At 63.7% G+C, this 24,446-nt stretch carries 21 protein-coding genes; 2 read left to right on the top strand and 19 right to left on the bottom strand.

What is annotated here, in order from left to right; translation table 11 throughout:
* Positions 1–109 precede the first annotated feature (109 nt).
* From meaB to DXH78_RS16510, 13 genes are all read right to left on the bottom strand, one after another.
* Positions 110–1,096: a methylmalonyl Co-A mutase-associated GTPase MeaB gene (meaB, locus tag DXH78_RS16570; RefSeq protein WP_115518324.1), complete on the bottom strand. Its 987-nt coding sequence runs from the start codon at positions 1,094–1,096 to the stop codon at positions 110–112.
* Between the two features lie 89 nt (positions 1,097–1,185).
* A complete protein-coding gene (locus DXH78_RS16565) occupies positions 1,186–2,706 on the bottom strand; it encodes a tripartite tricarboxylate transporter permease (protein WP_115518323.1) in 1,521 nt (506 codons plus the stop codon).
* A 7-nt stretch (positions 2,707–2,713) separates the two neighbouring features.
* A complete protein-coding gene (locus DXH78_RS16560; protein WP_115518322.1) occupies positions 2,714–3,187 on the bottom strand; it encodes a tripartite tricarboxylate transporter TctB family protein in 474 nt (157 codons plus the stop codon).
* Positions 3,188–3,305: 118 nt separating this feature from the next.
* Positions 3,306–4,298: a tripartite tricarboxylate transporter substrate binding protein gene (locus DXH78_RS16555; protein WP_115518321.1), complete on the bottom strand. Its 993-nt coding sequence runs from the start codon at positions 4,296–4,298 to the stop codon at positions 3,306–3,308.
* Between the two features lie 169 nt (positions 4,299–4,467).
* Positions 4,468–5,250: an RsiV family protein gene (locus DXH78_RS16550; RefSeq protein WP_115518320.1), complete on the bottom strand. Its 783-nt coding sequence runs from the start codon at positions 5,248–5,250 to the stop codon at positions 4,468–4,470.
* 19 nt (positions 5,251–5,269) lie between these two features.
* Entirely contained in the window at positions 5,270–7,420 is a 2,151-nt protein-coding gene (gene scpA, locus DXH78_RS16545) for a methylmalonyl-CoA mutase (RefSeq protein WP_115518536.1), read from the bottom strand.
* Positions 7,421–7,489: 69 nt separating this feature from the next.
* On the bottom strand, positions 7,490–9,271 hold the full coding sequence (locus DXH78_RS16540) for a hypothetical protein (protein ID WP_115518319.1): 1,782 nt from the start codon (positions 9,269–9,271) through the stop codon (positions 7,490–7,492).
* A gap of 146 nt (positions 9,272–9,417) precedes the next feature.
* Positions 9,418–11,289 (bottom strand): methylmalonyl-CoA mutase family protein, encoded by a 1,872-nt coding sequence (locus tag DXH78_RS16535; RefSeq protein ID WP_115518318.1) that lies wholly within the window; start codon positions 11,287–11,289, stop codon positions 9,418–9,420.
* 74 nt (positions 11,290–11,363) lie between these two features.
* On the bottom strand, positions 11,364–11,867 hold the full coding sequence (folK, locus tag DXH78_RS16530) for a 2-amino-4-hydroxy-6-hydroxymethyldihydropteridine diphosphokinase (protein WP_115518317.1): 504 nt from the start codon (positions 11,865–11,867) through the stop codon (positions 11,364–11,366).
* Entirely contained in the window at positions 11,864–12,238 is a 375-nt protein-coding gene (gene folB, locus DXH78_RS16525) for a dihydroneopterin aldolase (RefSeq protein WP_115518316.1), read from the bottom strand. Before folB ends, folK begins: the two co-directional genes overlap by 4 nt.
* Positions 12,235–13,095: a dihydropteroate synthase gene (gene folP / locus DXH78_RS16520; protein ID WP_115518315.1), complete on the bottom strand. Its 861-nt coding sequence runs from the start codon at positions 13,093–13,095 to the stop codon at positions 12,235–12,237. The genes folB and folP overlap by 4 nt, the downstream gene beginning before the upstream one ends.
* A 66-nt stretch (positions 13,096–13,161) precedes the next feature.
* Positions 13,162–13,575, bottom strand: coding sequence for a DUF4332 domain-containing protein (locus DXH78_RS16515; RefSeq protein ID WP_115518314.1), 414 nt, complete (start codon positions 13,573–13,575; stop codon positions 13,162–13,164).
* Between the two features lie 64 nt (positions 13,576–13,639).
* Complete coding sequence (locus tag DXH78_RS16510) at positions 13,640–13,999, bottom strand: DUF2780 domain-containing protein (RefSeq protein WP_115518313.1); 360 nt, start codon at positions 13,997–13,999, stop codon at positions 13,640–13,642.
* A 443-nt stretch (positions 14,000–14,442) separates the two neighbouring features.
* On the opposite strand from DXH78_RS16510, the gene DXH78_RS16505 reads away from it, so the two are divergent.
* Together DXH78_RS16505 and ppk2 are read left to right on the top strand one after the other, a co-directional pair.
* The gene (locus DXH78_RS16505) at positions 14,443–15,828 is read left to right on the top strand and encodes a M20/M25/M40 family metallo-hydrolase (RefSeq protein ID WP_115518312.1); all 1,386 of its coding nucleotides are present in this window, start codon (positions 14,443–14,445) and stop codon (positions 15,826–15,828) included.
* Between the two features lie 68 nt (positions 15,829–15,896).
* Positions 15,897–16,829: a polyphosphate kinase 2 gene (ppk2, locus tag DXH78_RS16500; protein WP_115518311.1), complete on the top strand. Its 933-nt coding sequence runs from the start codon at positions 15,897–15,899 to the stop codon at positions 16,827–16,829.
* 3 nt (positions 16,830–16,832) lie between these two features.
* Here the strand turns inward: ppk2 and mdoH are convergent, their stop codons facing one another.
* From mdoH to DXH78_RS16470, 6 genes are all read right to left on the bottom strand, one after another.
* On the bottom strand, positions 16,833–18,971 hold the full coding sequence (mdoH, locus tag DXH78_RS16495) for a glucans biosynthesis glucosyltransferase MdoH (protein WP_245416908.1): 2,139 nt from the start codon (positions 18,969–18,971) through the stop codon (positions 16,833–16,835).
* Between the two features lie 11 nt (positions 18,972–18,982).
* A complete protein-coding gene (locus DXH78_RS16490) occupies positions 18,983–20,521 on the bottom strand; it encodes a glucan biosynthesis protein G (protein WP_115518309.1) in 1,539 nt (512 codons plus the stop codon).
* 138 nt (positions 20,522–20,659) lie between these two features.
* A complete protein-coding gene (locus DXH78_RS16485) occupies positions 20,660–21,421 on the bottom strand; it encodes an ABC transporter permease (protein ID WP_115518308.1) in 762 nt (253 codons plus the stop codon).
* A complete protein-coding gene (locus DXH78_RS16480) occupies positions 21,418–22,371 on the bottom strand; it encodes an ABC transporter ATP-binding protein (RefSeq protein WP_115518307.1) in 954 nt (317 codons plus the stop codon). The genes DXH78_RS16485 and DXH78_RS16480 overlap by 4 nt, the downstream gene beginning before the upstream one ends.
* Before the next feature lie 87 nt (positions 22,372–22,458).
* On the bottom strand, positions 22,459–23,118 hold the full coding sequence (locus DXH78_RS16475) for a haloacid dehalogenase type II (RefSeq protein WP_115518306.1): 660 nt from the start codon (positions 23,116–23,118) through the stop codon (positions 22,459–22,461).
* A gap of 57 nt (positions 23,119–23,175) precedes the next feature.
* Positions 23,176–24,426 carry a flavin monoamine oxidase family protein gene (locus tag DXH78_RS16470; protein WP_115518305.1) on the bottom strand — a complete coding sequence of 417 codons (1,251 nt, stop codon included), beginning with the start codon at positions 24,424–24,426 and terminating at the stop codon, positions 23,176–23,178.
* Positions 24,427–24,446 lie beyond the last annotated feature (20 nt).

The following is a 24,446-nucleotide window of genomic DNA, read 5'->3' as shown; positions in this document are numbered from 1 at the left end:
CCGGCTTTCATCGGACCGTAGAGTCCATGCGTTTAAAGGGTGTTAAGCCGGAGTTAATGCGAGTTTATCGAGGGTAGAAAAGCGCCGCATTTCGCACTGCGATAGCGGCTTACAAACCCAGCAGCCCGGCGATTTCCTCGACCGCCAGGGTCGGAGACAGTGCGCCGGCAGCAACCGCGCTTTCGGCCTGGCGGAGTTTGGCGCGCACGGCGGGATCGCTGCGCAGCCGCGCGGTGAGACGCTCCTCGAGCATGGTCCACATCCATTTGACCTGCTGCTCGCGTCGCCGCGCCGCAAACTCGCCCGACGCGGTCATCTTGTTCCGGTAGTCGGTGACATGGTTCCACAACGTGTCGATACCGCCGCCGGTCAGGGCCGAGTAGGTGATGGCCGGCACCGTCCAGGTTGGCGAGCGGGGACTGAGGATGTGCAGCGCGCTGCGCAGGTCCGCAGCGGCGATATTGGCGCGGGCGATGTTGTCGCCGTCGGCCTTGTTGACCGCGATCATGTCGGCGAGTTCGACAATGCCCTTCTTGATGCCCTGCAGTTCGTCGCCGGTTCCGGCGACCATCAGCACCAGGAAGAAGTCGGTCATGTCGGCGACCGCGGTCTCGGACTGGCCGACGCCGACGGTCTCGACAATGACGACGTCGTAGCCGGCGGCCTCGCAGAGCAGCATGGTCTCGCGGGTCTTGGCCGCGACTCCGCCGAGGGTGCCCGAGGACGGCGAGGGGCGGATGAAGGCGTTGGCGTCGATGGCGAGCCGCGCCATGCGCGTCTTGTCGCCGAGGATCGAACCGCCGGTGCGCGACGACGACGGATCGACCGCCAGCACCGCAACCTTGTGGCCTTGTCCGGTGAGGTAGCTGCCGAGCGCGTCGATGGTGGTCGATTTGCCGGCGCCCGGCGCGCCGGTAATGCCAAGGCGGATGGCCTTTCCGGTCGACGGCAGCAGCTCCTGCACCAGCCGATGCGCCGTCTGCCGGTGGTCGGCGCGCGTGCTCTCGACCAGCGTGATGGCGCGGGCGAGCGTGGCGCGGTCGCCGGCGCGGATCGCTGTGGATAGGACTTTGGAATCAAGGCTGCGGGCGGACATGCGCCCTTTTTATAGCGTTTTCGCGCGACGGGGGTACCGGCGGCGCGAAGAAAACGGTCGGGACTGAAGACGTAGCCGAGGGCGCCGCCTCACGTCCCCGGCGTCGGGTCCGGCTCCGTCGGCGCCAGGGTCGCCTTGCGCCCCATCATGCCGCGCCAGATCATCGTCCCCCAGATCAGGGCGGTGACGACGCCAAGCACGCCGGCGATCGGCCGCTCGAAGAATATCATCGCGTTGCCGTCGGCCTTGATCATCGAGGTCATGAAGTTCTGCTCCAGCATCTCGCCGAGCACGAGGCCGAGAATTGCCGGCGCGATCGGGAAGCCGTTCTCCTCCATCAGCCAGCCGATCAGGCCGAGCACCAGCATGACGATGATGCCGTAGGGCGAGTTGGTCATGGCGTAGGCGCCGACCACACAGAACAGCAGGATGATCGGCAGCAGCACGTTGCGCGGCACGCGCAGGATCTGCTTGGCCGATTTGATCGCGGCCCAGCCGAGCGGCAGCATCAGGATATTGGCGAGCACGAAGATGATGAACACCGCATAGATGAATTGCGGGTTCTGCAGGAACACGGTCGGCCCCGGGTTCATGCCCTTCATATACAGCACGCCGATGACGATGGCGGTGATCGAGTCGCCGGGAATGCCGAACACCAGCGCCGGAATCCAGGCGCCGCCGAGCGCCGAATTGTTGGCCGAGGTGGCGTCGACAATGCCTTCGATGTGGCCGGTGCCGAATTTCTCCGGCGTCTTGGAGAAGCGCTTGGAGACGGCGAACGAAATCCAGGCGGCGATGTCGGCGCCGGCGCCCGGCAGGGCGCCGATGGCGACACCGAGCGCCGAGCCGCGCAGGAAGTTGAACCAGTATTTCTTGAAAACGGCCCAGACGCCGGTGAAAATGTTGCCAATCTTCTGCGCCAGCACCGCGCCCTGCTGATCGACGCTGACCGCGCCGCGCAGCAGTTCCGACAGTGCGAACATGCCGATCATTGCCGGGATGAAGCTGATGCCCTGCAACAGCTCGACGCTGCCGAAGGTGAAGCGCGGATGGCCGGCGGTCGGGTCGATGCCGATGCAGTTGATGAGCAGCCCGAAGATCAGCGACGTCAGCCCCTTCAAGGGGTCGCCCGCCGTCATGAAGATCGCGCAGGTGAGGCCAAGCAGCGCCAGCCAGAAATATTCGAACGACGAGAAGTTGATCGCCGCTTCGGCGAGGATGGGCGCGCAGAAAATGAGAATAACGACGCCGATCAGGCCGCCGAGTACGGAGAAGACGAGGTTGACGCCGAGATTGAGGTCGAGCTCGCCCTTCTTCGACATCGCATAGCTTTCGTCGGTGTAGGCGGCGGAAGCCGGCGTGCCAGGAATGCGCAGCATTGCGGCGGGAATGTCGCCGGCGAAGATCGCCATCGCCGTCGCGGTGACGATGGCGCCGAGCGCCGGCACCGGCGCCATGAAGAAAGTGACCGGCACCAGAAGCGCGGTCGCCATCGTGGCGGTCAGCCCCGGCATGGCGCCGACGAACATGCCGAAGGCGGCGGAGGCGACGATGACCCAGAGCACACTCGGATCGAAAACGAGGCCCGCGGCGGTGATCAATGCGTCCATGGCGGCCTCACAGAATTCGGTCGAGCAGGCCGCGCGGCAGCGGCACGCGCAGCAGCGTGGCGAAGAACCAGTGGATCAGAAGCGTGGCGACTACGGCGGTGACGATCGCCACCACCGGCCGCACGCCGAACCACAGAAACAGCGCCAGCAACATAACGAAGGCGGTCGGGATGAAGCCGATGGTCTCGGCAAACAGGATGTAGGCAATGAGCGAGACGATCATGAGGAAGAAGCTGCCGACGCGCCACGGATCGCGCGTCCACGGCGCCATCTCGACCCAGCGCGCGCCGGCGAGGCGCGCGGCGAGCCCGCGCCACATCAGCAGCGCGCCGCAAATGACCAGCAGCGTGGCGAGAACGCGGGGAAACAGTGAGGGGCCGTATGGCTGACCGGGAAAGGCCGGAAAGGTCGCCGTCATGGCGAACATCGCGACCGAGAGAAGAATGAGGATCAGTCCGTTGATCGCGTCATTCGCACGCATTGCAACTCCAGAGAACTTGCGGGATTTCAGGTCAGGCCAAAAATTTTGCCGGCCGCCTTGCACGGCCGGCGACAACGGCGCGCGGGGCGTAACACCCCGCGCGCCGTGATGCTTCCTGTCAGCTCTTGGCGAGGCCGGCGGCTTTCATCGCCGTGCCCATCTGCTTGTCCGACTTGTCCATGAAGTCGGCATAGCCCTTGGCATCGGCCCAGACCACGCCGAAGCCGCGCGAGCTCATGAAGTCGTTGTACTCCTTGGAGTCGTAGATCTTCTTGAGCGAGGCGGTGAGCTTGGTGGCCATGTCGGCCGGCAGGCCCTTCGGCCCGACGAAGCCGCGCCAGGCGCCGGTGGTGAAGTCGATGCCCATCGCTTCCTTCAGCGTCGGGATGTCCTTGAAGGCGGCCGCGCGCTGCGGCGCCATCAAGGCGAGGCTGCGCGCCTTGCCGGCCTCGATCATGGCGCGGGCTTCCGGCACCGAGCAGGTGGTGAAGTCGATGCCGCCGGCGGCGAGATCCTGCATGGCCGGCGCCGCGCCGTTGGACGGCACCCATGTCACATGATTGGCGGGCAGGCCGAGCGCCTGCAGCCAGCCGACCAGGGCCAGATGCCAGATGCCGCCCTGGCCGGTGCCGGAGGCCTTGAACTTGCCGGCCGGCGCCTTCTTGACGGCCTCGGCGAGGTCCTTGACGGTCTTGTACTCGCTGTCGGCCTTGACCTGGATGCCCGGCGGGTCCTCGTTCATCAGGGCCAGCGGCGTGAAGTCCTTCGGCGTGAGCTGGGTAAGGCCCTGCCAGTGCATCATCGCGATTTCGACGGTGATGATGCCGAGCGTGTAGCCGTCCGGCGCCGCGGTGGCGATCGCCGAGTGGCCGACGACGCCGGACCCGCCGGTGCGGTTGACGACGTTGATCGGCTGGCCGAGGTCCTTTTCAAGCAGGGCGGCGACGATGCGCGCGGTCGCGTCGGTGCCGCCGCCGGCACCCCACGGGCAGATCATCTGGATCGGACGGTTCGGATAATTCTGCGCGAAAGAGGGCTTGGCTCCGGCCGCCAGTCCGGCGCCGGCGATGGCTGTTGCAGCCATGAAGTCGCGTCGTGTCAGCTTCGTCATGCGTGTCGCTCCCTGTTCGCCGGTCTATGCGCCGGCTTTGTATGATGATGTGATGTTAGGGCCGCGCGCGCCGCCCGGTCAATCGCGGAGGCGCGCCGCATATGGTGCGATGCAAACGGACTATTTCTTGGCTGCGTTGTCGCCCGAGCGCGCCGCAGGACGCGACGCGCTAACGCTCGTCGAAGGCTTCGTCGCTCTTGGGTCGCGTGCCGCCGAACAAGGCCAACCCCGCCGGCGACAGCGCCGATTGAAATGCGGTGTACGGAATGAAAACGATGAATTCGCCCTCGGCATAAGGTCCGACGGCGTAGGGCGAGAAATAGACAACGAAACCGGAACTCCTGCCGGCCTCGGTTGACGGCGCCAGAGCGATACCGCCGATATCGGTAATCTTCGGCTTGACCGCCGAGATCCATTGATCCGTGTCGGGATTGGCAACCTCGATGTCACGCGCCTTCTTCTCGACGGCCAGCGCGGCGCGGATCAGACGCGCGAGGCGTTCGAGCGTCGGCCCGCCATCCGTCATTTCCTTGAAGAACGGTTTGATGTTGACGAAGCGCGCTGCCTTCATGTCCCAGAGAAGCGTATCGATCACATGGTTGGGATGGGCGCCGCCCTCAAAGGTGTCATCGCTGCGCAGGACACTGATGTAGGAGCCGATGGCGCTGCGGAGCTTGTCGGTGCGCCTGTAGAAGAACTTGCGGCCATCGCCGAACAGGTCGGGCGTCGATTTGAATTCCGCCGCCGCCCCGGCGCGCGCCTTGTCGTATTCGCGCTTGCCGCTGGCGAGCAGCTTGTCGTAAAGCGCCGGATAAGACTTCAACGCCGGATCGATGACGACGCTCGCCTCGATGGTCTTGTCGTCCGTGGCGATGACCGGTTTCGGTTCGTCGGCCGCCATCGCGGCGCCGGCGAAAACGAGAAAGCCGAGAAGCGCAAGATGCGTTCTCATCAGAAACCTTGTCTTCAATTTATTCCGCCGCCTGCTGGTCGTGGCCGAGGCGGTGGTGCAGCGTCTTCAGCAGCTTCAGCGCCGCTTCGGAGATCACCGTGCCCGGCGGGAAGATGGCTTCGCAGCCCGACTTCATCAGCGCGTCGTAATCCTGCGGCGGCACCACGCCGCCGACCACGATCATGATGTCCTCGCGGCCTTGGGCCGCGAGCGCCTTCTTGAGTTCCGGCACCAAAGTGAGATGCGCGGCGGCCAGCGACGACACGCCGAGAATGTGGACGTCGTTCTCCACCGCCTGACGGGCGGCTTCATCGGGCGTCGCGAACAGCGGCCCGATATCGACGTCGAAGCCGAGATCGGCGAAGGCCGAGGCGATGACCTTCTGGCCGCGGTCGTGGCCGTCCTGGCCGATCTTGGCAACGAGCAGGCGAGGGCGGCGGCCTTCCGCGGCCTCGAACCGTTCGACGGCTTCGCGCACCTTATCGACTGTCGGGGTCATGCCGACCTCCCGCTTGTAGACGCCGGTGATCGACTTGATCGACGCAACGTGCCGGCCAAAGACTTTTTCCAGTGCGTCCGAAATCTCGCCGACCGTGGCCTTGGCGCGGGCGGCATCGACGGCTAGCTCCAGGAGGTTGCCGTTGCCGGTGGCGGCGCGGGTGAGCGCATCGAGCGCGTCCTTGAGAGCGACCGGATCGCGTTCGGCTTTCAGGCGCGCCAGCTTCTCGAGTTGCTTCTGGCGAACCTCGGAGTTGTTGACCTTGAGAACCTCGATCGGGTCTTCGTCGACCGGCTGGTACTTGTTGACGCCGATCACGGACTGCACGCCGGCGTCGATGCGGGCCTGCGTTTTGGCCGAGGCCTCCTCAATGCGCAGCTTGGGGATGCCGGCTTCGATGGCCTTCGCCATGCCGCCCAGGCTTTCGACTTCCTCGATATGCGCCCAGGCCTTGGCGGCAAGATCGGCGGTCAGCTTCTCGATGTAATAGGAGCCGCCCCACGGATCGACGATGCGCGTGGTGCCGCTTTCCTGTTGCAGCAGGATCTGCGTGTTGCGGGCGATGCGCGCCGAGAAGTCGGTCGGCAGCGCGAGGGCCTCATCCAGCGAGTTGGTGTGCAGCGACTGGGTGTGTCCCTGCGTCGCCGCCATGGCCTCGATCATGGTGCGGGCGACGTTGTTGAATACGTCCTGAGCCGCAAGCGACCAGCCCGAGGTCTGCGAATGCGTGCGCAAGGACAGCGAGCGGGCATCTTCCGGCTTGAACGGCTTCATCAGCTTCGCCCAGATCATGCGCGCGGCACGCAGCTTGGCGATCTCCATGAAGTAGTTCATGCCGATCGCCCAGAAGAACGACACGCGCGGCGCGAACTGGTCGATGGTCAGACCGGCCTTGATGCCGGCGCGAACATATTCGAGACCGTCGGCGAGGGTGTAGGCAAGCTCAAGGTCCTGCGTCGCGCCGGCTTCCTGCATGTGATAGCCGGACACCGAGATCGAATTGAACTTCGGCATCTCGGCCGAGGTGTAAGCGAAGATGTCGGAGATGATGCGCAGCGAGGGGCCCGGCGGGTAGATATAGGTGTTGCGCACCATGAATTCTTTGAGGATGTCGTTCTGGATCGTGCCCGACAATTTGTTGTGCGGCACGCCCTGTTCCTCGGCGGCGACGATATAGAGCGCGAGCACCGGCAGCACCGCGCCGTTCATGGTCATCGACACGCTCATCTGGTCGAGCGGAATGCCGGAGAACAGCGTGCGCATGTCGTAGATGGAGTCGATGGCGACGCCCGCCATGCCGACGTCGCCGGCAACACGCGGATGATCCGAGTCATAGCCGCGATGGGTGGCGAGATCGAAGGCGATGGAGAGGCCCTTCTGGCCGGCGGCGAGGTTGCGCCGGTAGAAGGCATTGGAATCCTCGGCGGTCGAGAAGCCGGCATATTGCCGGATGGTCCAGGGCTGCGCCGCGTACATCGCAGGATAAGGCCCGCGCAGGAACGGCGCCTTGCCGGGATAGGTGTCGAGGAAGTCGAGGCCCGCGACATCCTTCTCGCCATAGACCGGCGATACCGGAATGCCTTCCGGGGTCATCCACGGCGCGGCAGAACTGTGGACCTCAATAGGCGTTTCTGTGAAGGGGGCCGTCGAGAAGTTGGGGATACCGGTCATCGGCGCTGCCTGAAAATTGTAGTGCAGTGCACAAGATACCATGTGGAGTCTGGCTTCCGCTAGAGCGGCCTACAAGAAATCCCTGCAGCGGTTAGGCGTAAAATTTGCTTCGAAGGTGTCAAGACGCTTTTGAGCATTGTCTTGATCTCTGGTGAGGAGGCGCGCGAGCGCCTCCAAGGCGAGCGTTTTCTTTCCGAAGCGCACCAAAGCCAGAATCAACTTTCGATCGTCATCGTGAAGTTTGTCGCTCGGCTTAGATTCGGCCAGGTGCGCTAGAGCAATTGGTTCAAGTGTTGCCCAAGCGTCTACGCCAGCCCGACAAACAGCAAGCGCTGCGAAGCGGCGCACGTCGCTTGATTTCGACTTGAGCTGCTCCTCGATGCGAGCCGTAGCATCACTTATCCCAAGTTCACCGACGCGTGCCAGCAACGGTCCAGTAGTGCCGTTCTGCTCATTGTCTAGTATCCGAAGAATTTGTTCGCGGTGCGGGCGCAGCGCTTCAGCAGGGAAGGCTAACAACGACCAAGCCAATGCACCTCGGTATTGGCCGGTACTCTGCAAGGCCGGCGTCTCAATTCTGTCGAGCATCAAAGGAATAGCTAGCGTGAATCGCGCGGGTTCGTCCCGAATGGCGCCCTGGATGGCAGCGCCGATTGGCAACTCGCTGATCCGAGAGTCCTGCAGTATCCGCATGACAAAGTCGATGTCGGCTGATGTCAGTCTGAACTTCCTGACTCTGTCTTTCAGGTCGTCCGCCAGAACTTGCTGCTGTTGCGATGAAAGTGCAGGGTTTGTGTCAGGTGGCAGAGAAAGAATACGATCTGTCAACTTTGCCACGTCGTCTTTCGAAAACGGCTGTATGGGAGCAACGATAAAGCCGAATGTCTCGCGCAGGATCAACGCCATGTCGCTGGAGTTATGGGTTATCTCTACGCGCCCGAGAACTGGTCCGTTGTAGCCGCCTTGCATGTGAAACTCGGAGCCGATGTAAAACGGCAATGCGATCGGATTGGCAGTCGTCTGCGTGCGGATCAGAACAGGCGTAGGACTGCTGCTTTCTTCGACTCGCAATTCTTTGACGGATTCTATGGTGCTTGGCCGGTCGGTAACTGGACGTCGGGGGTGCTCCTGCTTCCTGTAAAGGGTGAGGAAGCTCATTGTGACGTCCGGTTTCGCCGCGCCGGCGACATCCATAACGATGCAATCGCCGCCAGCCACGCGATCGCGCACCGCTTTGTCGATGTCGGTACCGGTCGGATAGAGTTGCGGGCAGGATTCGCGATGCTCAAGCCGGTAGTCGACTTGAAAAGTGGGGCCGTGGCGTCGGCCGGCATCGACTTGCGGAACGGATGTCATCCGAACCCATTCGACCTCGCCACCGAACAGCAGGCGGCGGCATATCTCTGGGCAGGGTGCGCGCTTGTCGCCGACTTCTTCGCCGTATTTGTACAAACCTGAACTGATGTCGCCGATCAACTCGATTGTCTTGGGTTTTGACTTGGCATTGCCAATGATGTCGTTGGCGCTTACTTTGTCGGCAAAGTTCTTCACGTCCCATCGCGTCTTCAGTCCGGGTCCGACAGCGAGCGCGATCGCTGCCAGTACAACAATCGAAATTGCCACGTAATTGCGCTTTGGCTCGGTGGCGGCAACGAACACGGCGAACGCAGCCGTCGAGTATATGAAAATTGTCGGCGCAGCGGCCGTGAGCAGGCCGGGAATGCCAAACAACGGCAGACCCATCATTGTCACAATCAGCATGAGCAGCGTGCCGCCGGGGATAATGGCGATCAACGCCAGCATGCCAATAACGATAAAATACGCGGCAATGAATTTCTGAAAGCGCTGCATGGCCCGACCTCTGAACTCGAGCCTAGCGGTAAAGTTGTGCGATGAGATTAATTCGATCGGAACATTTGAAGCAGTGATATCATGGTGAAGATTTGCCGAACGTCGTTTTTTTTTGGTGCTCTCGCGCGGGGCGGGCTGTCGGCTCGTTAAGATGCGAGGCTGCTATAGGTGGCCTCCAGTATCGAAAGCACGTCGCAGCCGACATAAATAAACGTCGTTACGCCCGCGTCTTTGAGCGCGGCCTCAAGATCGCCCGGGCGGCCGGCGAGATGCACGATGGCGCCGGCGGCGATGAGATCCTTCGCGGCCTCGACAGCTTCCGCCTCATAGACCTTGTCCGTCGAACAGAGGCAGGCGAGCTTCGTTCCCGATTTCCTGAACGCGGCGAGCATCTCGGCGCGATCCTTGAAACCATCCGCCGCGATCGCCTCGATGCCGCCGGCCTCAAAAAAATTCTTGGCAAAGCCGGCGCGGGCGGAGAACTCGGATAGTTTGCCGAGCGTCGCCAGAAACACTTTCGGCCGCGAGCCGGTCTTGCGGGCAAGATCGTCGGACTTGTCGCGCAGCGCCTCGAACGGCGCGGCAAGGCGCATCGCCTCCAGGGCGTCAAAAGTGAGCGCGGCCGGCAGCGGCGCGATCTTGACGCGCGGCACGGCGAGCACCTTCACCTCGGCCTCGCCGAGATTGGGGAATTCGCTGGCGCCGGTGAGCGGGTCCTTGCGGCGCGCAACATTGGCTTGCCGCGCCTTGCGCGTCTCGGCGACTTTTTTCTGGATGACGCCCTGCGCGATGGCGTCGGCCGCGCCGCCGGCCTTTTCGATCTCCTGGAACAGCGCCCAAGCGGTCTGCGCCAGTTGCGTCGTCAGCGTCTCGATGCCGCCGGCGCCGGCCGCCGGATCGGCAACGCGATAGAGGTTGGACTCTTCGAGCAGGATGAGTTGCTGGTTGCGCGCGACGCGGCGGGCAAAGGCGTCGGGCAGGCCGCGTGCGGCGGTGAACGGCAGCACCGTAATCGCGTCCGCGCCGCCGACACCGGCAGCGGTAATGGCAATCGTCGTGCGCAGCATGTTCACGTAAGGGTCGCGCTGCGTCATCATGCGCCACGCCGTTTCGGCGGAGACGAAGGCGGGCTTTGCCGTCAGGCCGCTGGCTTCCTCGACCCGCGCCCACAATTTCCGCAGGGCGCGGAATTTAGCGATGGTCATGAATTCGTCGGCGTCGGCTGCGAGGCGGAAGAAGATCAGCGCGCGCGCCTGATCGAGCGGCACACCGCTGTCCGCGAACATGCGCAGATAGGTCACGGCATTGCCAAGCGCGAAGGCCAGCTCCTGCGCTTCCGAGCCGCCAGCGGCATGGACGGCGCGGCCGTCGGCCACCGCGAACGGTCCCTTGAAACCCTGCGCCGCCAGATCGGCGGCAAAGCCGGCGAGCATTTTGGCGGTCTCGGCCCAGGGCCGCGGCGCGGCGCCATTGCGCGCCATCAGCCCAAGCGGGTCGTGGGCAAAGCGGATCTGCGTCTTGGCCGGCTCGATGCCGCGCGCCTTCACGGCCTTGGCGAGGTTCAGCCCGGCTTCCTTTTCCTGCGCGCTGAAATCGGTTTCGATCGCCACGGCGTCGAGCCAGACATTGTCGAGCGCGCGGGCGATTGTTTGTTCCGAACCGCTGAGGCCGTAGCCGTAGCCGCCGATCGAGCCGGCAAACACCAGCGACAGGGCGGTGGCGCCGTTCTCGAGGTCGGTCAGCGCCTGATTGTTCGCCTCGACGGCGTCGGGATGGTCAACCCGCTGCACCACCTGCCACGGCGCGCCGGGGGCGCGGCCGGCAACGGGACGAGCGTCTCGTGCGCGCGGATAAAGCGGCTCGACGCGCAGGTCGTCATAAGTCCGGGTGACGAGGCGCTTGTCGAAATCGGCGCCTTTGAGGGCCGCATCGACCAGTTTGCGCCACTCGGCGGCGTCGGTCGGCGGGAATTCGGCGGCGAGGGACAGGGTCTTGGTGTTGGGATTGGCGGTGCTCATGGGCGGCAAACTGCCATAGAAGAAGCCATCTCGCTATTGCGATATGACAAGCCAGGGCAGGCCTCGCCGGCCGGTCAGGACCGCCGTGGCAGGCGCTCGATCCCGGCGGTATCGACGCCCTGTAGCGCCTCCTGGAGGTCGCGGCCGGCGATCCGGCGGCGGCCGGCGATCTCGGCCAGCGGCATGAGCACGAAGGCGCGCTCGAACAGGCGCGGATGCGGCAGCACCAGCCCGGGCTCGTCCAGGCTCAGGTCGCCATAGGCGATGATGTCGATGTCGACGGTGCGCGGCCCCCAGCGCTGCTCCTTGGCCCGGTCGCGGCCGAGCGCCCGCTCGATCTCCTGCCCACGCGCGAGCAGGTCCAGCGGCGCCAGCGTTGTGTCGATCCCGACGCAGAGATTGATGAAAGGCGCCTGGTCGGTCACGCCCCAGGGCGGCGTCTTGTAGTCGGACGAGCGGGCCGCGAGCCTCACGCCCGGTGTCTCCGCCAGCATCGCCACGGCGCGGTCGAGCGTGGCGCGGCTGTCGCCGACATTGCCGCCGAAGGCGAGGAAGGCGCGCGTCGGGTCGGTCGTCATTTGGCCTTGGCGCGGCTGCGCGTCAGCGTGACGCCGACATCGCTGAAAGTCGCGGCGATCGGCGCATGCGGCTTGTGGATCGTCACCGCGATCGAAAGCACCCGCGGAAACGCGGCCAGCACGGCATCGGCCACCGTACCGCCGGCCGCTTCAATGAGCCGGAAGCGCTGGCCGGTGAAGGCCTTCTCCACGCACTGCGCGACGTCGGCGTAGGAGACCGTGTCCTTGACCTTGTCGGAGCGGGCGGCGTCCGACAGGTCGACGTCGAGATCGAGGTCGAGCGTGAAGGTCTGGCCGACCTTGCCCTCGTGCGGCATCACGCCGTGATAGGCGTGCAGCGCCAGCCCGCGAATGAAAATACGATCGGTCACAGCGCGCTTCCTTTCTCGATGGCGGCGAGCACACGCAGCGCCTGCACCGTCTCCGCGACATCATGCACGCGCACGATCGCCGCGCCCTGCTGCACGGCGTAGACGTGGCTGGTGATGGAGCCGCCAATGCGCTCGGTCGGCGGCGCCGGGCTCACCGAATTGATGAAGCGCTTGCGCGAGGCGCCGACCAGCAGCGGCAGCCCGAAGCTGCGGAACGCGGCGGTATGCGCCAAAGTGATGATGCTCTGTTCCGGCGTCTTGCCGAAGCCGATGCCGGGATCGAGCACGATATTGTCGCGGGTGATGCCGGCTTCGGAGGCGATGGCGATCGAGCGCGCGAAGAAGGCTTCGACGTCGGCGACGATGTCGATCCGGGGATCGGCCTCGTCGCGGTTGTGCATGACGATGACCGGAACGCCGCGCGCCGCCACCACCTCGGCCATGTGGGCGTCGCGCTGCAGGCCCCAGACGTCGTTGGCGATGGTGGCGCCGTTGTCGAGCGCCCAGGCCGCCACTTCCGATTTGAGCGAGTCGATGGAAATCGGCACGCCCAGTTGCGCGACGGCGGGCAGCACGGGCTTGAGCCGCGCCATTTCGTCGGCGGCCGTGACCGGCTGCATGCCGTCATAGGGCCGTGTCGACTCCGCGCCGATGTCGATGATGTCGGCGCCCTGCGCCACCATCTGTTCGGCATGGGCGATGGCGCGCCGCGGATCGAGAAACCTGCCGCCGTCGGAGAAGGAGTCCGGCGTGACGTTGAGAATGCCCATGACCAGGGGCCGGCCGTGCTTCAGCAGCGCGGAAAGAGAATCCGGTGCCGTGGGTGTGGCCGGAGCGGCGGTGCTGGCGTGCGTCATAGCGCTTGGCATGGCGCGGCCCACGGCAGGCTGTCAAGCAGGCGGGGTGAGATTGGGAGGCTCAGTCTAGCGCCGATAGGAAATCTTCAGCGGCAGCTTCTTGGCGTGCTCGATCCAGCGCTCGACCACCTTCTCGGAAGGCAGGAACCGCACGATCTGATGCTCTTCATTGGCCTTGACCATCGCTGCCGTGAGATTCCGGGCGTTGCGGTGCGCCAGTTCCTTGACGGTATCGACGCCGGCGTGATGCAGCAGCGCCGCATATTCCTTGCTGACACCCTTGATCCGCATGCGGTCGGCGACGTTTGCCCAGCACAAGAGCTGCTTCTCGTCGAACCGGGTCTTCTCGGCCAACAGCTTGCGGCCTTTTACGGTGCTGGCTTTGTCGAGTAGCGCTCCGGTTGAGCGGATCCCCGCCGACTTGAGGGCGGCGGCAATGTCGCCGTCGACCCCATGTATGTCGGTGATGGGATAGGACATGCGAAACTCCGGACTTCGAACGAAATGTGCTTGGTGTGTGGATGCGAGGAGAGGGCAGATAGCCTCAGACGAACTGGCCGAGGCCAGGGATCGTGCCGACGATTTCGCCGATAGCGTCCTCGCCGATCTTCTCGCGGGCGAAGGAGATGGTTTCCTTCGTAACCGACTGCACCTGACCCATGCTCAGACCCGCCGCCATCATGCGGCTGCCGGCGCCCATGAGGCCGCCCATGGAAAACAGACCGCCGCCGCCTTGCTCCGCCTTCAACAGCGCATCGGCGCCGGGAAGACTGTCGATCAAGGCCTGGACCTTGTCGGCTGGTCCTTCTTTTTGCAGGAAGTCGAGAATGATGCCGACGGCTTTCTCGGCGGTCGCCTGGTCGATACCGACATTGGCGACAAGACGTGCAACCAGATCGTTCATGGTCCCCTCACTCTCCACACAAAAGGTGGAGTTGAAAAATCATATTGAACGTTTTGCCGACGTTGACAAGCATGATGCGTTGTCCGCGATGCGAATGTCGTTGCGACGCGCGGTGGTAAAACAGATAGGCTACAGACTATCGGAGCGATGTGACGCCCATCACATCAGCGCTGTGTGCGCGTTGACGGGTATTTGCCTCAAATCCGATGCAACATCGAGGCTTTGCAGTGGCTTCGTGGCGCCCATGGCAGCATCATTTTGTCCGATACGGATTTTTTATGTGACGCGCCTTCGCGCGGGACGCACGTCTTGACCGACATCACTTAAGAGTATCTGAATGTCGCGCCGCAAAGGCTTGGCGACGAATGTCGTAGGCCTAAATTTTTTGCAGCCCGCCCGTCCCGGTGCGATGACCGATCAAATGGCTTAAAAGGAATGTATCGATGAGCACGCTCGACGCCGTTCTGGCCCATATCGACCGGGATATCGACCATAGCGTCGAGCGGCTGTTCGCGTTGTTGCGCATCGCCTCGGTATCGACCGATCCGGCCTTTGCGGGTCAGTGCCGCGCCGCGGCGGAACATGTGGCCGCCGACCTTGGAACTATCGGTTTTGACGCCAGCGTCCGGCCGACGGCGGGCCATCCGGTTGTCGTCGGCAAGTCGAACGGGGTGAAGGCCCCGCATGTGCTGTTTTACGGCCACTACGACGTTCAGCCGGTCGACCCGCTCAACCTCTGGAAGACGCCGCCTTTCGAACCGCGCATCGACACGCTGCCCGACGGCCGCAAGATCATCGTTGCGCGCGGTTCCTGCGACGACAAAGGCCAGTTCATGACCTTTATCGAGGCGTGCCGCGCCTACAAGACCGTCACCGGCAAGTTGCCGCTCAACGTCACCGCCATGATAGAGGGCGAGGAGGAGTGCGGTTCGAAAAACCTGCCCGGTTTCGTCCGCGACAACGCTGCCGAACTCAAGGCGGACCTCGCGCTCGTGTGCGATACGGCGATGTGGGACGCTAATACGCCGGCCATCACCACCTCGCTGCGTGGCCTCATCTATGAAGAGGTCAAGATCACCTGCGCCGATCGCGACCTGCATTCGGGCCAGTTCGGCGGCGCGGCACAGAACCCGATTCGCCTGCTTGCCAAGGTGCTGGGCGCGATGTGGGACGACAACAACCGCGTCACCATCCCGGGCTTCTACGACGGCGTCGACGATCTGCCGGCGGACATTAAGGCCGACCTCGCCGCGCTTGGCCTCACGGAAGAGACGTTCCTTGGTCCGATCGGCCTCAAGCATTCGGCCGGCGAAAAGGGTCGCCTGCTGATCGAGCAGATCACGACGCGGCCGACTGCGGAGATCAACGGTATCATCGGCGGCTATACCGGCGAGGGCGCCAAGACCGTCATTCCGGGCGAAGCCTCGGCCAAGGTTTCTTTCCGTCTCGTCGGACGGCAGGACCCCGGCAAGATCAAGGAGGCCTTCCGCCAATTTGTCCGCGCCCGGCTGCCCGACGACTGCAAGGTCGAGTTCGGCAATTTCGGCGCCGGCGCGGCGCTGCAACTGTCGTTCGACAATCCGGCGCTGACCAAGGCGCGCGAGGTGCTGGGCGAGGAGTGGGGCAAGAAGGCAGTGACCGTCGGCGCCGGCGGCTCGATCCCGATCGTCTCCGACTTCAAGAGTGTGCTCGGCATGGACGCGCTGATGGTCGGCTTCGCGCTGGACGACGACCGCGTGCATTCGCCGAACGAGAAGTTCGACCTCAAGTGCTTCCACAAGGGCATTCGCTCCTGGGCCCGTATTATCGACGCACTGGCGCAAGGCTAAAAGCCCTGCGGCGCAAAGCCCCACCGCCGTCATGAAACTGTCGTAAGGCGACGGCATTGTCCGCCGCCATGACGGACAAAAATGAACCCGATGCCCCCAGCCACGGCAGCGATTCTTGGCTGGAGGCCGAACTCGCCGATACGCTCGATGAAGACTTCGAGCTTGAGTTATCCGAGCCGGCGCTGACCGACGAATTGCGCAAGGTCTACAAGGGCACGCACCCGCCCGGGATCGACCGCCGCTATTATTTCCAGAACTTGCTGCGCCTGCAGGGTGAGCTGATCAAGCTGCAGGACTGGGTAGTCGCCACCAAAAAGAAGATCGTCGTGGTCTTCGAGGGCCGCGATTCAGCCGGCAAGGGCGGCGTCATTAAACGCATCACCCAGCGGCTCAATCCGCGTGTCTGCCGCACCGTGGCTCTGCCGGCGCCGACCGACCGCGAGAAGACTCAGTGGTATTTCCAGCGCTATGTGCCGCATCTGCCGGCGGCTGGCGAGATCGTGCTGTTCGATCGCTCCTGGTACAATCGTGCCGGCGTCGAGCGCGTCATGGACTTCGCTTTGGCCGATCAGGTCGAGCAGTTCTTCCAGGACGTGCCGGAGTTCGAGCGGATGCTCGTCCGCTCCGGCATCACACTCGTCAAATACTGGTTCTCCATCACCGACGAAGAGCAGCAGATGCGCTTCCTCATGCGCATTCACGATCCGCTCAAGCAGTGGAAGCTGTCGCCGATGGACCTGCAATCGCGCGTGCGCTGGGAGGACTATACCAAGGCGAAGGAAGATATGTTCGCGCGCACCAATATTGAGGAAGCCCCGTGGTACATCGTCGAAGGCAACGACAAGAAGCGGGCGCGGCTCAATTGCATCGACCACCTGCTGTCGCTCATTCCCTACGAGCCCGTGCCGCATAAGGGCATCTCCTTGCCGGAGCGCGTCTTCAACCCGGACTACGAGCGCAAGACGCTGCCGGTGGAGCTGTATGTGCCGGAGAAATACTGAGCGCTATTTGCGCGCCAGCGCCATCAGGCTGCGAAAAGCGTCTGGGTCGGACAGGATCGAGCGCTTTTCGCGCGCGCTGAGCAGGGCCATTGCCTGATCGAGGCTGTCGAACTCGGCGAGCCGGGCCTTGGCGATAACGAGGTCGCGGTCGATATCGCCCGGCCGGTGTGGCGGCGGTGGCGCCAACTGGCTGAGATGCGCGTCGGTGACCTCGGTGCGCCGGCGCAGCATCTCGGCAATCGGCGTTTCGGTCGCGCCAAGCTCGGTTGCCAGCGTATTGGCGCGAACCAGCACGGCGGGCGGCGTACGCTCTTCCGGCGCCACCATGACGGGACCGAGGCCCTTGCGTGCGGTGAGGGCCGCTAGCGGCATCGCGAGCGACAAACCGATCGTCACCGGCGTCATCCAGAGAAACAACGAGAACGACACCGCGTATGCGGCAGCAGCTAGGATCAGTCCTACCAAAGTCAGCGGACCATAGCGGTGCATCAGTTCGGCGAAGGGCAGGCTGCCGTCGTCACGGCGCTGCACCTGCCAGCCGGAGTCGCGGCCGGCGAGCACGCTGAACACTGCGGATGACTGGAACACCATCATCGATGGTGCGATCAGTGCGGAGAGAACGATCTCGACGATGACGCCGGCGATCAGGCGGATGCCTCCGCCGAAGCTGCGGCGTTCGCCGCCGCGGACCAGCGTCGCGATCATCGCCAGCAGTTTCGGCAGGATCAGCATGCCCATGGTGGCGCCGAACACGTAAGCGGCGCGGATCGGATCTTCCGCCGGCCACACCGGGAACAGCGTGAAGCCCTTCGGGAAGTACTCTGGCCGGATGAAATGCGCCTGCAGCGAAATCAAAATGCCGATGATCAGGAACACGAGCCACATCGGCGCGGTGATGTAGGCGCCGATGCCGATGAGGAAATGCAGCCGCGACACGGGGTGCAGGCCGCGCGCTGGCAGCACTTTGAGATGCTGCAAATTGCCCTGACACCAGCGCCGGTCGCGCGCAGCGAATTCGGTGATCGACGGCGGCGTTTCCTCGTAGGAGCCCGGCAGGCTCGGAGCCATGACGACGGCCCAGCCGCCCCGGCGCATCAGCGCCGCTTCGACGAAGTCATGCGACAGGATATGGCCCCCGAACGGCTTGCGGCCGGTCAGTTCGGGCAGGCCGGCATGGGCGGCGAAGGCCTTGACGCGGATCGCGGCGTTGTGGCCCCAGTAATTGCTCTCGGTACCGAACCACCAGGCGATGCCGCGCGCCAGCATCGGGCCGTACAGCCTTCCGGCGAACTGCTGCAGCCGCGCGAATACGCTGGTGCCATTGACGATCACCGGCAGCGTTTGCACCAGCGCCACCTCCGGGTGCCGCTCGAGCGCTGACGCGAGCCTCACGACGGCGTCGCCGGTCATCAGGCTGTCGGCGTCGAGGATGACCATGCTCTCATAGGCGCCGCCGAAGCGTGTCACCCAGTCGCCGATATTGCCGGCCTTGCGCGCGACATTGTCGCGGCGGTGGCGATAGAAGATGCGGCCGCTTGGTATGCGCGCGATCAGCGCGAGATACTGTTCTTCCTCATTGATCCAGATCGCCGGATCGGTGGTGTCACTGAGCACGAAAACGTCGAAGCCATTGCCCTGTCGGGTGTCGGCAATCGACTCCCATGTCGCCTGCAGCCGTGCGAACAGCCGCGCCGGGTTCTCGTTATAGGTCGGCACCAGCAGCGCGTGACGATGATGTAATTCGGGCAGCGGCGCGCGCGGATCGATGCCAAGCGACGTGTCCGGGCCGGACAAAGTCAGGACGAAGCCCGTGAAAGCATTGGCGAAGGAGAACGCGATCCAGGCGAACATCGCCACGAATAGCACGAGGATGGCGCCTTCCAGCAGCGTCAGCGACGACACCGACAGCACCAGGTACATCTGATCGGCGGCGATCGCGGTCATTGCCAGCGTGGCAAGCAGGATGAAAGCGCGGCGCAACAGAAGGTAACGAGGCCGCGATGCCTCGGGCGGGTCTTTGCGCGCATCGCCCTTGAGCGCCTGACCCGGCATGTCGAGCCGCGACTCGCGCGGCAGGAACGGCGGCGCGGATGGCGGCATCTCGGTGCCTGGCGAAAGCGGCGGCGCGTTGCGCCTCGGCATGTCCGCGCCGCTCACGGCGTCCATCGATAAACCCAGATTTCGGACAGCGGCGTGTCGCCATCGAACAGGCTGGCACGCAATTCCACCACCGGGGCCTTTTCAGGGTCGAGGTTGAACGACAGTCGCCAGCCGCCGGTCTCCTTGTTCGGCTGGCTCACGACATTGCTGATTTTGCCGAAATTGGCGCTGACGTTGCCGCGCACCGCGTCGGGCTTGATGTCCTTGAGCTTGTCGCCGGCGATATCGAGCACGAATAGCCGGCCGCTGCCGGCGGCACCTGTTGCTGTCTTGACGAAGCGCGCGAGCCCGGCGCCGGGCTTTCCTTCGCCCCAGTGCAGACGGTAGGTGAAGTTGTATTCGCCCTTGGCTTTCAGTGGATCTTTCGGCCGCCAGAAGGCGACGATGTTGTCGTGCACTTCCTCGCGCGTCGGGATTTCGATCAGCCGCACCTCGCCGCTGCTCCAGTCACCGATCGGCTCGACCCGCAGGCTCGGCCGCGTTTGGAAATGCGACTCCAGGTCTTGATAGGCGGCAAAGTCGCGCTGGCGCTGGATCAGTCCGAAGTTGCGCGGATTGGTGTCGAAGAAACTCGAGATCTGCAGATCGATCGGATTGGTGAGGACCCGCCACAGCTGCTCGCCACGGCCGTTGAGGATGGCGAGGCCGTCGGAATCGTGTACGGCCGGGCGGAAGTCGTCGACGCCGTCGCGGTCGTTAGGACCGAAGAAGAACATGCTCGTCATCGGCGCAATGCCGGGCTCGGCGATATCGACGCGCGGATAGACCGCCATTTCCACGTCGTAGATCGTCGCCTCGCCGGGCCTGATGGTGAAGCGATAAGCCGCAGCCGCGCTTTTCGAATCGAGCAGGGCATGCACCACGATCGAGGTCGCATGCTTCTGCGGCTTTTCGATCCAGAAGGAACGGAAGGCAGGGAATTCCTCACCCTTCGGATCGGCCGTGTTGATGGCGAGCCCGCGTGCCGACAGGCCATAGGTCTCGCCCTTGGCGACAGCGCGGAAGTAGCTGGCGCCGAGGAAAACGCTGACTTCGTCGTAATAGTCCGGCCGGTTGATCGGCGCGTGAATCCGGAAGCCTGCAAAGCCGAGATCGGAGCCGGGATCCGGCGGCTTCACGTCTTCAAAGGTAAACAGGTCCGGCGCATAGACGATGGCACTGGCTTTGCCGTCGACGACTTCGTGGAGATCGACGCGCCCGCTGTACATGAAACCGCGGTGGAACATCTGCAGTTGGAACGGCAAGCCCTCATTGCGCCACAGGGCGCGGTCTGGAGCGAAGCGGATCTTGCGATAGCCGTCATAGCCGATGTCCTTGAGCCCCGCCGGAATGTTCTGGTCCTGCGCGGTAAATGGCTTTTGCGCCAGATCCTTGGCCATCTGCCGCACGCTCGAAGGATCGAACGGCACCGGCCCGCGTTTCGGCGGCGCCGCAGCCGAGGGCTGCGGCGCGCCGCTCGCAACATGACGCAAGGGCAGGGCGGCCGCCGCCGAAACGATGGCTGTTGTCGCCAGAAATTGCCGACGATTCACGAAACACTCTCTCCCAATGTGGAGGCGCGCGGTCCCGGCAGGGGGCGCCTGAGGCCACAATCCAGGACGTTCAATGCCGGGGAAAGGCTAGAGTTCCATCCGACCTTGGTCGTGGAACAGGCGAAATTTCCGGTGCGGCTACTTCTTCAGTCGGTATCCGGTTCTGAATATCCACCAGATGATCGCAAGACAGGCGACGAGAAATACCAGCGTCATGCCGAGGCTGATTGCCGGACTGACATCGGCGACTTCAAAGAAGCTCCAGCGGAAGCCGCTGACGAGATAGACCACGGGGTTCAGCAGCGCGATCTTCTGCCAGAGCGGCGGCAGTACATGCGTCGAATAGAACGTACCGCCGAGGAAGGTCAGCGGCATGATGATGAGCATGGGCACGATCTGGAGCTGTTCGAAGCCGTCCGCCCAGATACCGATAATGAAGCCGAGCAGGCTGAAGGTGACGGCGGTGAGCACCAGGAAGCCGATCATCCATAGCGGATGCGCGATCTGGATCGGCACGAACAGCCAGGACGTGGCGAGAATGATGAGGCCGAGAATGATCGACTTGGTCGCCGCCGCGCCGACATAGCCGCAGGCAATCTCGAAGGCCGACACCGGCGCCGACAGAATTTCGTAGATCGTCCCGGTGAAGCGGGGGAAGTAGATGCCGAACGAGGCGTTCATCGTGCTTTGCGTGAGGAGCGTCAGCATGATGAGGCCGGGCACGATGAAGGCGCCATAGGCGACGCCCTCGATCTCGGTGATGCGCGAGCCGATGGCGGCGCCGAACACCACGAAATAGAGCGAGGTCGAAATGACCGGCGAGACGATGCTCTGCCAGACGGTACGGAAGGTGCGTGCCATCTCGAATTTGTAGATCGCCAGAATCGCGTGGACGTTCATGACCGGGCTCCCGCGGCGGCGCTCTCGCTTTGCTTTACCAGGTCGATGAAAATCTCTTCGAGCGAACTCTGCGTTGTCTGCAAATCGCGCAGCCGGATGTCGAGCCGGTTGAGGTCGGCGAGCAGGCCGGTGACGCCCGTGCGCTCGCCCTGGGTGTCATAGGTGAAGATCAGATCCTTGCCGTCATTGCCGAGCACTAGATTGCGATCGCCGGCAAGATCGGCAGGAATGGCGGCGAGCGGCTTCTGCAGATGCAGCACGAGCTGCTTCTTGCCGAGCTTGCGCATCAGCTCTGCCTTGCGCTCGACCAGGATGATCTCGCCTTTGCTGATCACGCCGATGCGATCGGCCATATCCTCAGCTTCTTCGATGTAATGCGTGGTCAGGATGATGGTGACGCCGGAGGCGCGCAGATCGCGGACTACCTGCCACATGTCCTTGCGCAATTCGACATCGACGCCCGCGGTCGGTTCGTCGAGGAACAAGACCTGCGGCTCATGCGACAGCGCCTTGGCGATCAGCACGCGGCGCTTCATGCCACCCGACAGGGTGCGGATCTTGTCGTCCTTCTTGTCCCACAGCGACAGATCCTTGAGGACTTTCTCGATATGGGCGGGATTGGCCGGTTTGCCGAACAGGCCGCGGGTGAAGCTCACCGTGTCCCAGACCGATTCGAAGGCATCGGTGGTGAGCTCCTGCGGCACCAGCCCGATCATGGCGCGCGCGGCGCGAAAATCCTTAACGATGTCATGGCCGCCGACGGTCACCGTGCCGGTCGAGGCATTGAGGATGCCGCAGATGATCCCGATCAGAGTCGTCTTGCCGGCGCCGTTCGGGCCGAGCAGCGCAAAGATTTCGCCGCGTTCGATGTCGAGATTGATGGTCTTGAGCGCGGTGAAGCCCGACGCATAAGTCTTGGACAGATTAGTGATGGAAATGATCGACGGCATGAATGAGTCGCGCGCGGAGGGAAGGGGACGATAGCGGATATAGGAGCATGGAATTGTTTGCGCCAGCCCTCGCGGGGCAAATAGTTCTCAGGTCAGCGCCGCCAAATCCGAGAGACTGCTTAAAATCTTCTGCGGCGGAAAGTCGGGATACTCGTCCGGCATGCGCGTGCGGTTGATCCACAAGCCGCGGAATCCAACCGACACACCGGCCATCACGTCCCAGCGATTCGAGGATACGAAGGTGACGTCGCCTGGCTTGCACCGAAAGTGGTCGGTCACTAGGCCATAGACCTCGGGACGCGGCTTGAACATCTTGAGAGCATCGACCGACAGCACGGCATCGAGTTCGCCGCCCAGCTTCGCGCCGTCGACCGCGCCGTCGAGCATCTTCGGCGAGCCGTTCGAGAGAATGCCGGTCTTGTGACCGGCGGCCTTGAGTGCCTGCAGCGCAAGCCGCGCATCGGGAAAAGCGTCGAGCTGGAAGTAGGAGTCCATCAGCCGCGGCTTCAGCGCCTTGGGCACATTCGGCACGCGCGCCAGTGCATAGTCGAGCGCTCGCTCGGTCAGCATCCAGAACTCGGTGTAGTGGCCGGCGAGCGTTAGCGTCCAGGTGTATTCGAGCTGCTTGGTGCGCCAGATGTCGGACAGACGCGCGATGTCGGGACCTGCTTCTTTTTCAAAGCGCGCGATACAGGCATGGACGTCGAACAACGTGCCATAGGCATCGAAGATGAAAAGGCCCGGCATCGTCCACCTCCGTTTGCTGCGCGATCGTGCAAACCATACCCGACGCGCCAGGCAAAATCACGATTTGCGGCGCGCAGCGAGAATGCGTTCGGCGGCCTCGTGGCCCGTGACATAGGCGCCGTGGGCGGTCGAAAAATCGAATCGTGAACAGGCCTCGCCGGCAAAGAACAGCCGGTTGTCGACCGGAGCGGCGAGCGCGGCGCGCTGATCGGCAGCGCCGGGCACGGCGTAGGAATAGGCGCCGCCGGCGAAAGGATCTGCGCCCCACAAATGGATGCCGATCGGCTTGAGGCGGCGCGCAAAGGCCGAGCCGAACAGGCCGGTCAATTCCGTCACGGCGAAGTCGAAGAAGGCTGCCTCGCCACCGGCTTCGAGTTCGCGGGCGCAAGCGCCGCCGAAATAGGCTTCGATCATCGGCCGGTCGAAGGGGCGGAATTGGTAGCTTGCTGTCGCACTGGTATCGAGGCGGCCGAGTACCCGGCTGTCGCTGCCGAACTCCTCAGCACCTTCAAGCGCGAGGAACAGTTTGTCGTCGAGCCCGAGCGGAAGGCGCCGCGCGATGGCGGTCTTGTCGGGCAGAGCGGGCAGGAACAGGTCGGCGCGTTCGCCAAGAATGCTGGTCGGCAACGTGACGATTGCTTGGTCTGCTTCGATGACGCCTTTCTTGGTTTCGATGCGCAGCCGCTTGCCGCGATGGTCGATGCGCGTGACCTCGCAATCGAGCGCAACGGGAATTCCATGGCCGTGCGACGCAATGAGGGTGCCGTAGCCATCGAATAGCCGCCAGTCCACTTCACTGTCGCTTTCGCCGTAGCGATCGAAGTCGACCGCCGACATGTGCTCGAGCTCGACGCCCGAGATGAAGGTCGCAACGGCGTTGAGCGTGCCGTTCCATTTATTGCCGGGTTCGAGAAATTCGGAGGCCGCGGCGTCGTGTCCGGCATTGGCGGCTTCCGCCATGCGCCCGAACAGGGCGTTCATTGCGCGTGCGTAGTCCTCTTGCACGGCGAGAGGCACGACATGCGTCATCATCGGCCGGTCCCACGGCGGTGGTGCCTTGTTGAAGGCGCGACCTTGAGCCGTGGCAATGGCAGTCCAGGGATTGCGGTCAGCGGAATGCAACCAGCCGCAACCCATGTCGAGGGCATGGCCTGCAGGATGGCTCAACAAGGTGTATGCGCGCCCGCCAAGGCGGTCGCGCGCTTCCACGATCAGGCAATCGATCCCGTGCTTGGTGAGTTTGCGCGCGGCGGCGATGCCGGCGGCGCCGCCACCAATGACGGCCACTTCAACACTGTTGCTGCTCATAAGTCTGCACCCAAAGGAAA

The organism is Undibacter mobilis (genome assembly GCF_003367195.1).
Classification (GTDB): Bacteria; Pseudomonadota; Alphaproteobacteria; order Rhizobiales; family Xanthobacteraceae; genus Pseudolabrys; species Pseudolabrys mobilis.
This window is presented reverse-complemented; position numbering and strand designations above follow the sequence as displayed.

Bases quoted from the DNA above. Each gene is read 5' to 3' on its own strand.
- meaB (WP_115518324.1), bottom strand. From the start codon at position 1,096: ATGTCCGCCCGCAGCCTTGATTCCAAAGTCCTATCCACAGCGATCCGC.
- DXH78_RS16565 (WP_115518323.1), bottom strand. From the start codon at position 2,706: ATGGACGCATTGATCACCGCCGCGGGCCTCGTTTTCGATCCGAGTGTG.
- DXH78_RS16560 (WP_115518322.1), bottom strand. From the start codon at position 3,187: ATGCGTGCGAATGACGCGATCAACGGACTGATCCTCATTCTTCTCTCG.
- DXH78_RS16555 (WP_115518321.1), bottom strand. From the start codon at position 4,298: ATGACGAAGCTGACACGACGCGACTTCATGGCTGCAACAGCCATCGCC.
- DXH78_RS16550 (WP_115518320.1), bottom strand. From the start codon at position 5,250: ATGAGAACGCATCTTGCGCTTCTCGGCTTTCTCGTTTTCGCCGGCGCC.
- scpA (WP_115518536.1), bottom strand. From the start codon at position 7,420: ATGACCGGTATCCCCAACTTCTCGACGGCCCCCTTCACAGAAACGCCT.
- DXH78_RS16540 (WP_115518319.1), bottom strand. From the start codon at position 9,271: ATGCAGCGCTTTCAGAAATTCATTGCCGCGTATTTTATCGTTATTGGC.
- DXH78_RS16535 (WP_115518318.1), bottom strand. From the start codon at position 11,289: ATGAGCACCGCCAATCCCAACACCAAGACCCTGTCCCTCGCCGCCGAA.
- folK (WP_115518317.1), bottom strand. From the start codon at position 11,867: ATGACGACCGACCCGACGCGCGCCTTCCTCGCCTTCGGCGGCAATGTC.
- folP (WP_115518315.1), bottom strand. From the start codon at position 13,095: ATGACGCACGCCAGCACCGCCGCTCCGGCCACACCCACGGCACCGGAT.
- DXH78_RS16515 (WP_115518314.1), bottom strand. From the start codon at position 13,575: ATGTCCTATCCCATCACCGACATACATGGGGTCGACGGCGACATTGCC.
- DXH78_RS16510 (WP_115518313.1), bottom strand. From the start codon at position 13,999: ATGAACGATCTGGTTGCACGTCTTGTCGCCAATGTCGGTATCGACCAG.
- DXH78_RS16505 (WP_115518312.1), top strand. From the start codon at position 14,443: ATGAGCACGCTCGACGCCGTTCTGGCCCATATCGACCGGGATATCGAC.
- ppk2 (WP_115518311.1), top strand. From the start codon at position 15,897: ATGACGGACAAAAATGAACCCGATGCCCCCAGCCACGGCAGCGATTCT.
- mdoH (WP_245416908.1), bottom strand. From the start codon at position 18,971: ATGCCGAGGCGCAACGCGCCGCCGCTTTCGCCAGGCACCGAGATGCCG.
- DXH78_RS16485 (WP_115518308.1), bottom strand. From the start codon at position 21,421: ATGAACGTCCACGCGATTCTGGCGATCTACAAATTCGAGATGGCACGC.
- DXH78_RS16480 (WP_115518307.1), bottom strand. From the start codon at position 22,371: ATGCCGTCGATCATTTCCATCACTAATCTGTCCAAGACTTATGCGTCG.
- DXH78_RS16475 (WP_115518306.1), bottom strand. From the start codon at position 23,118: ATGCCGGGCCTTTTCATCTTCGATGCCTATGGCACGTTGTTCGACGTC.
- DXH78_RS16470 (WP_115518305.1), bottom strand. From the start codon at position 24,426: ATGAGCAGCAACAGTGTTGAAGTGGCCGTCATTGGTGGCGGCGCCGCC.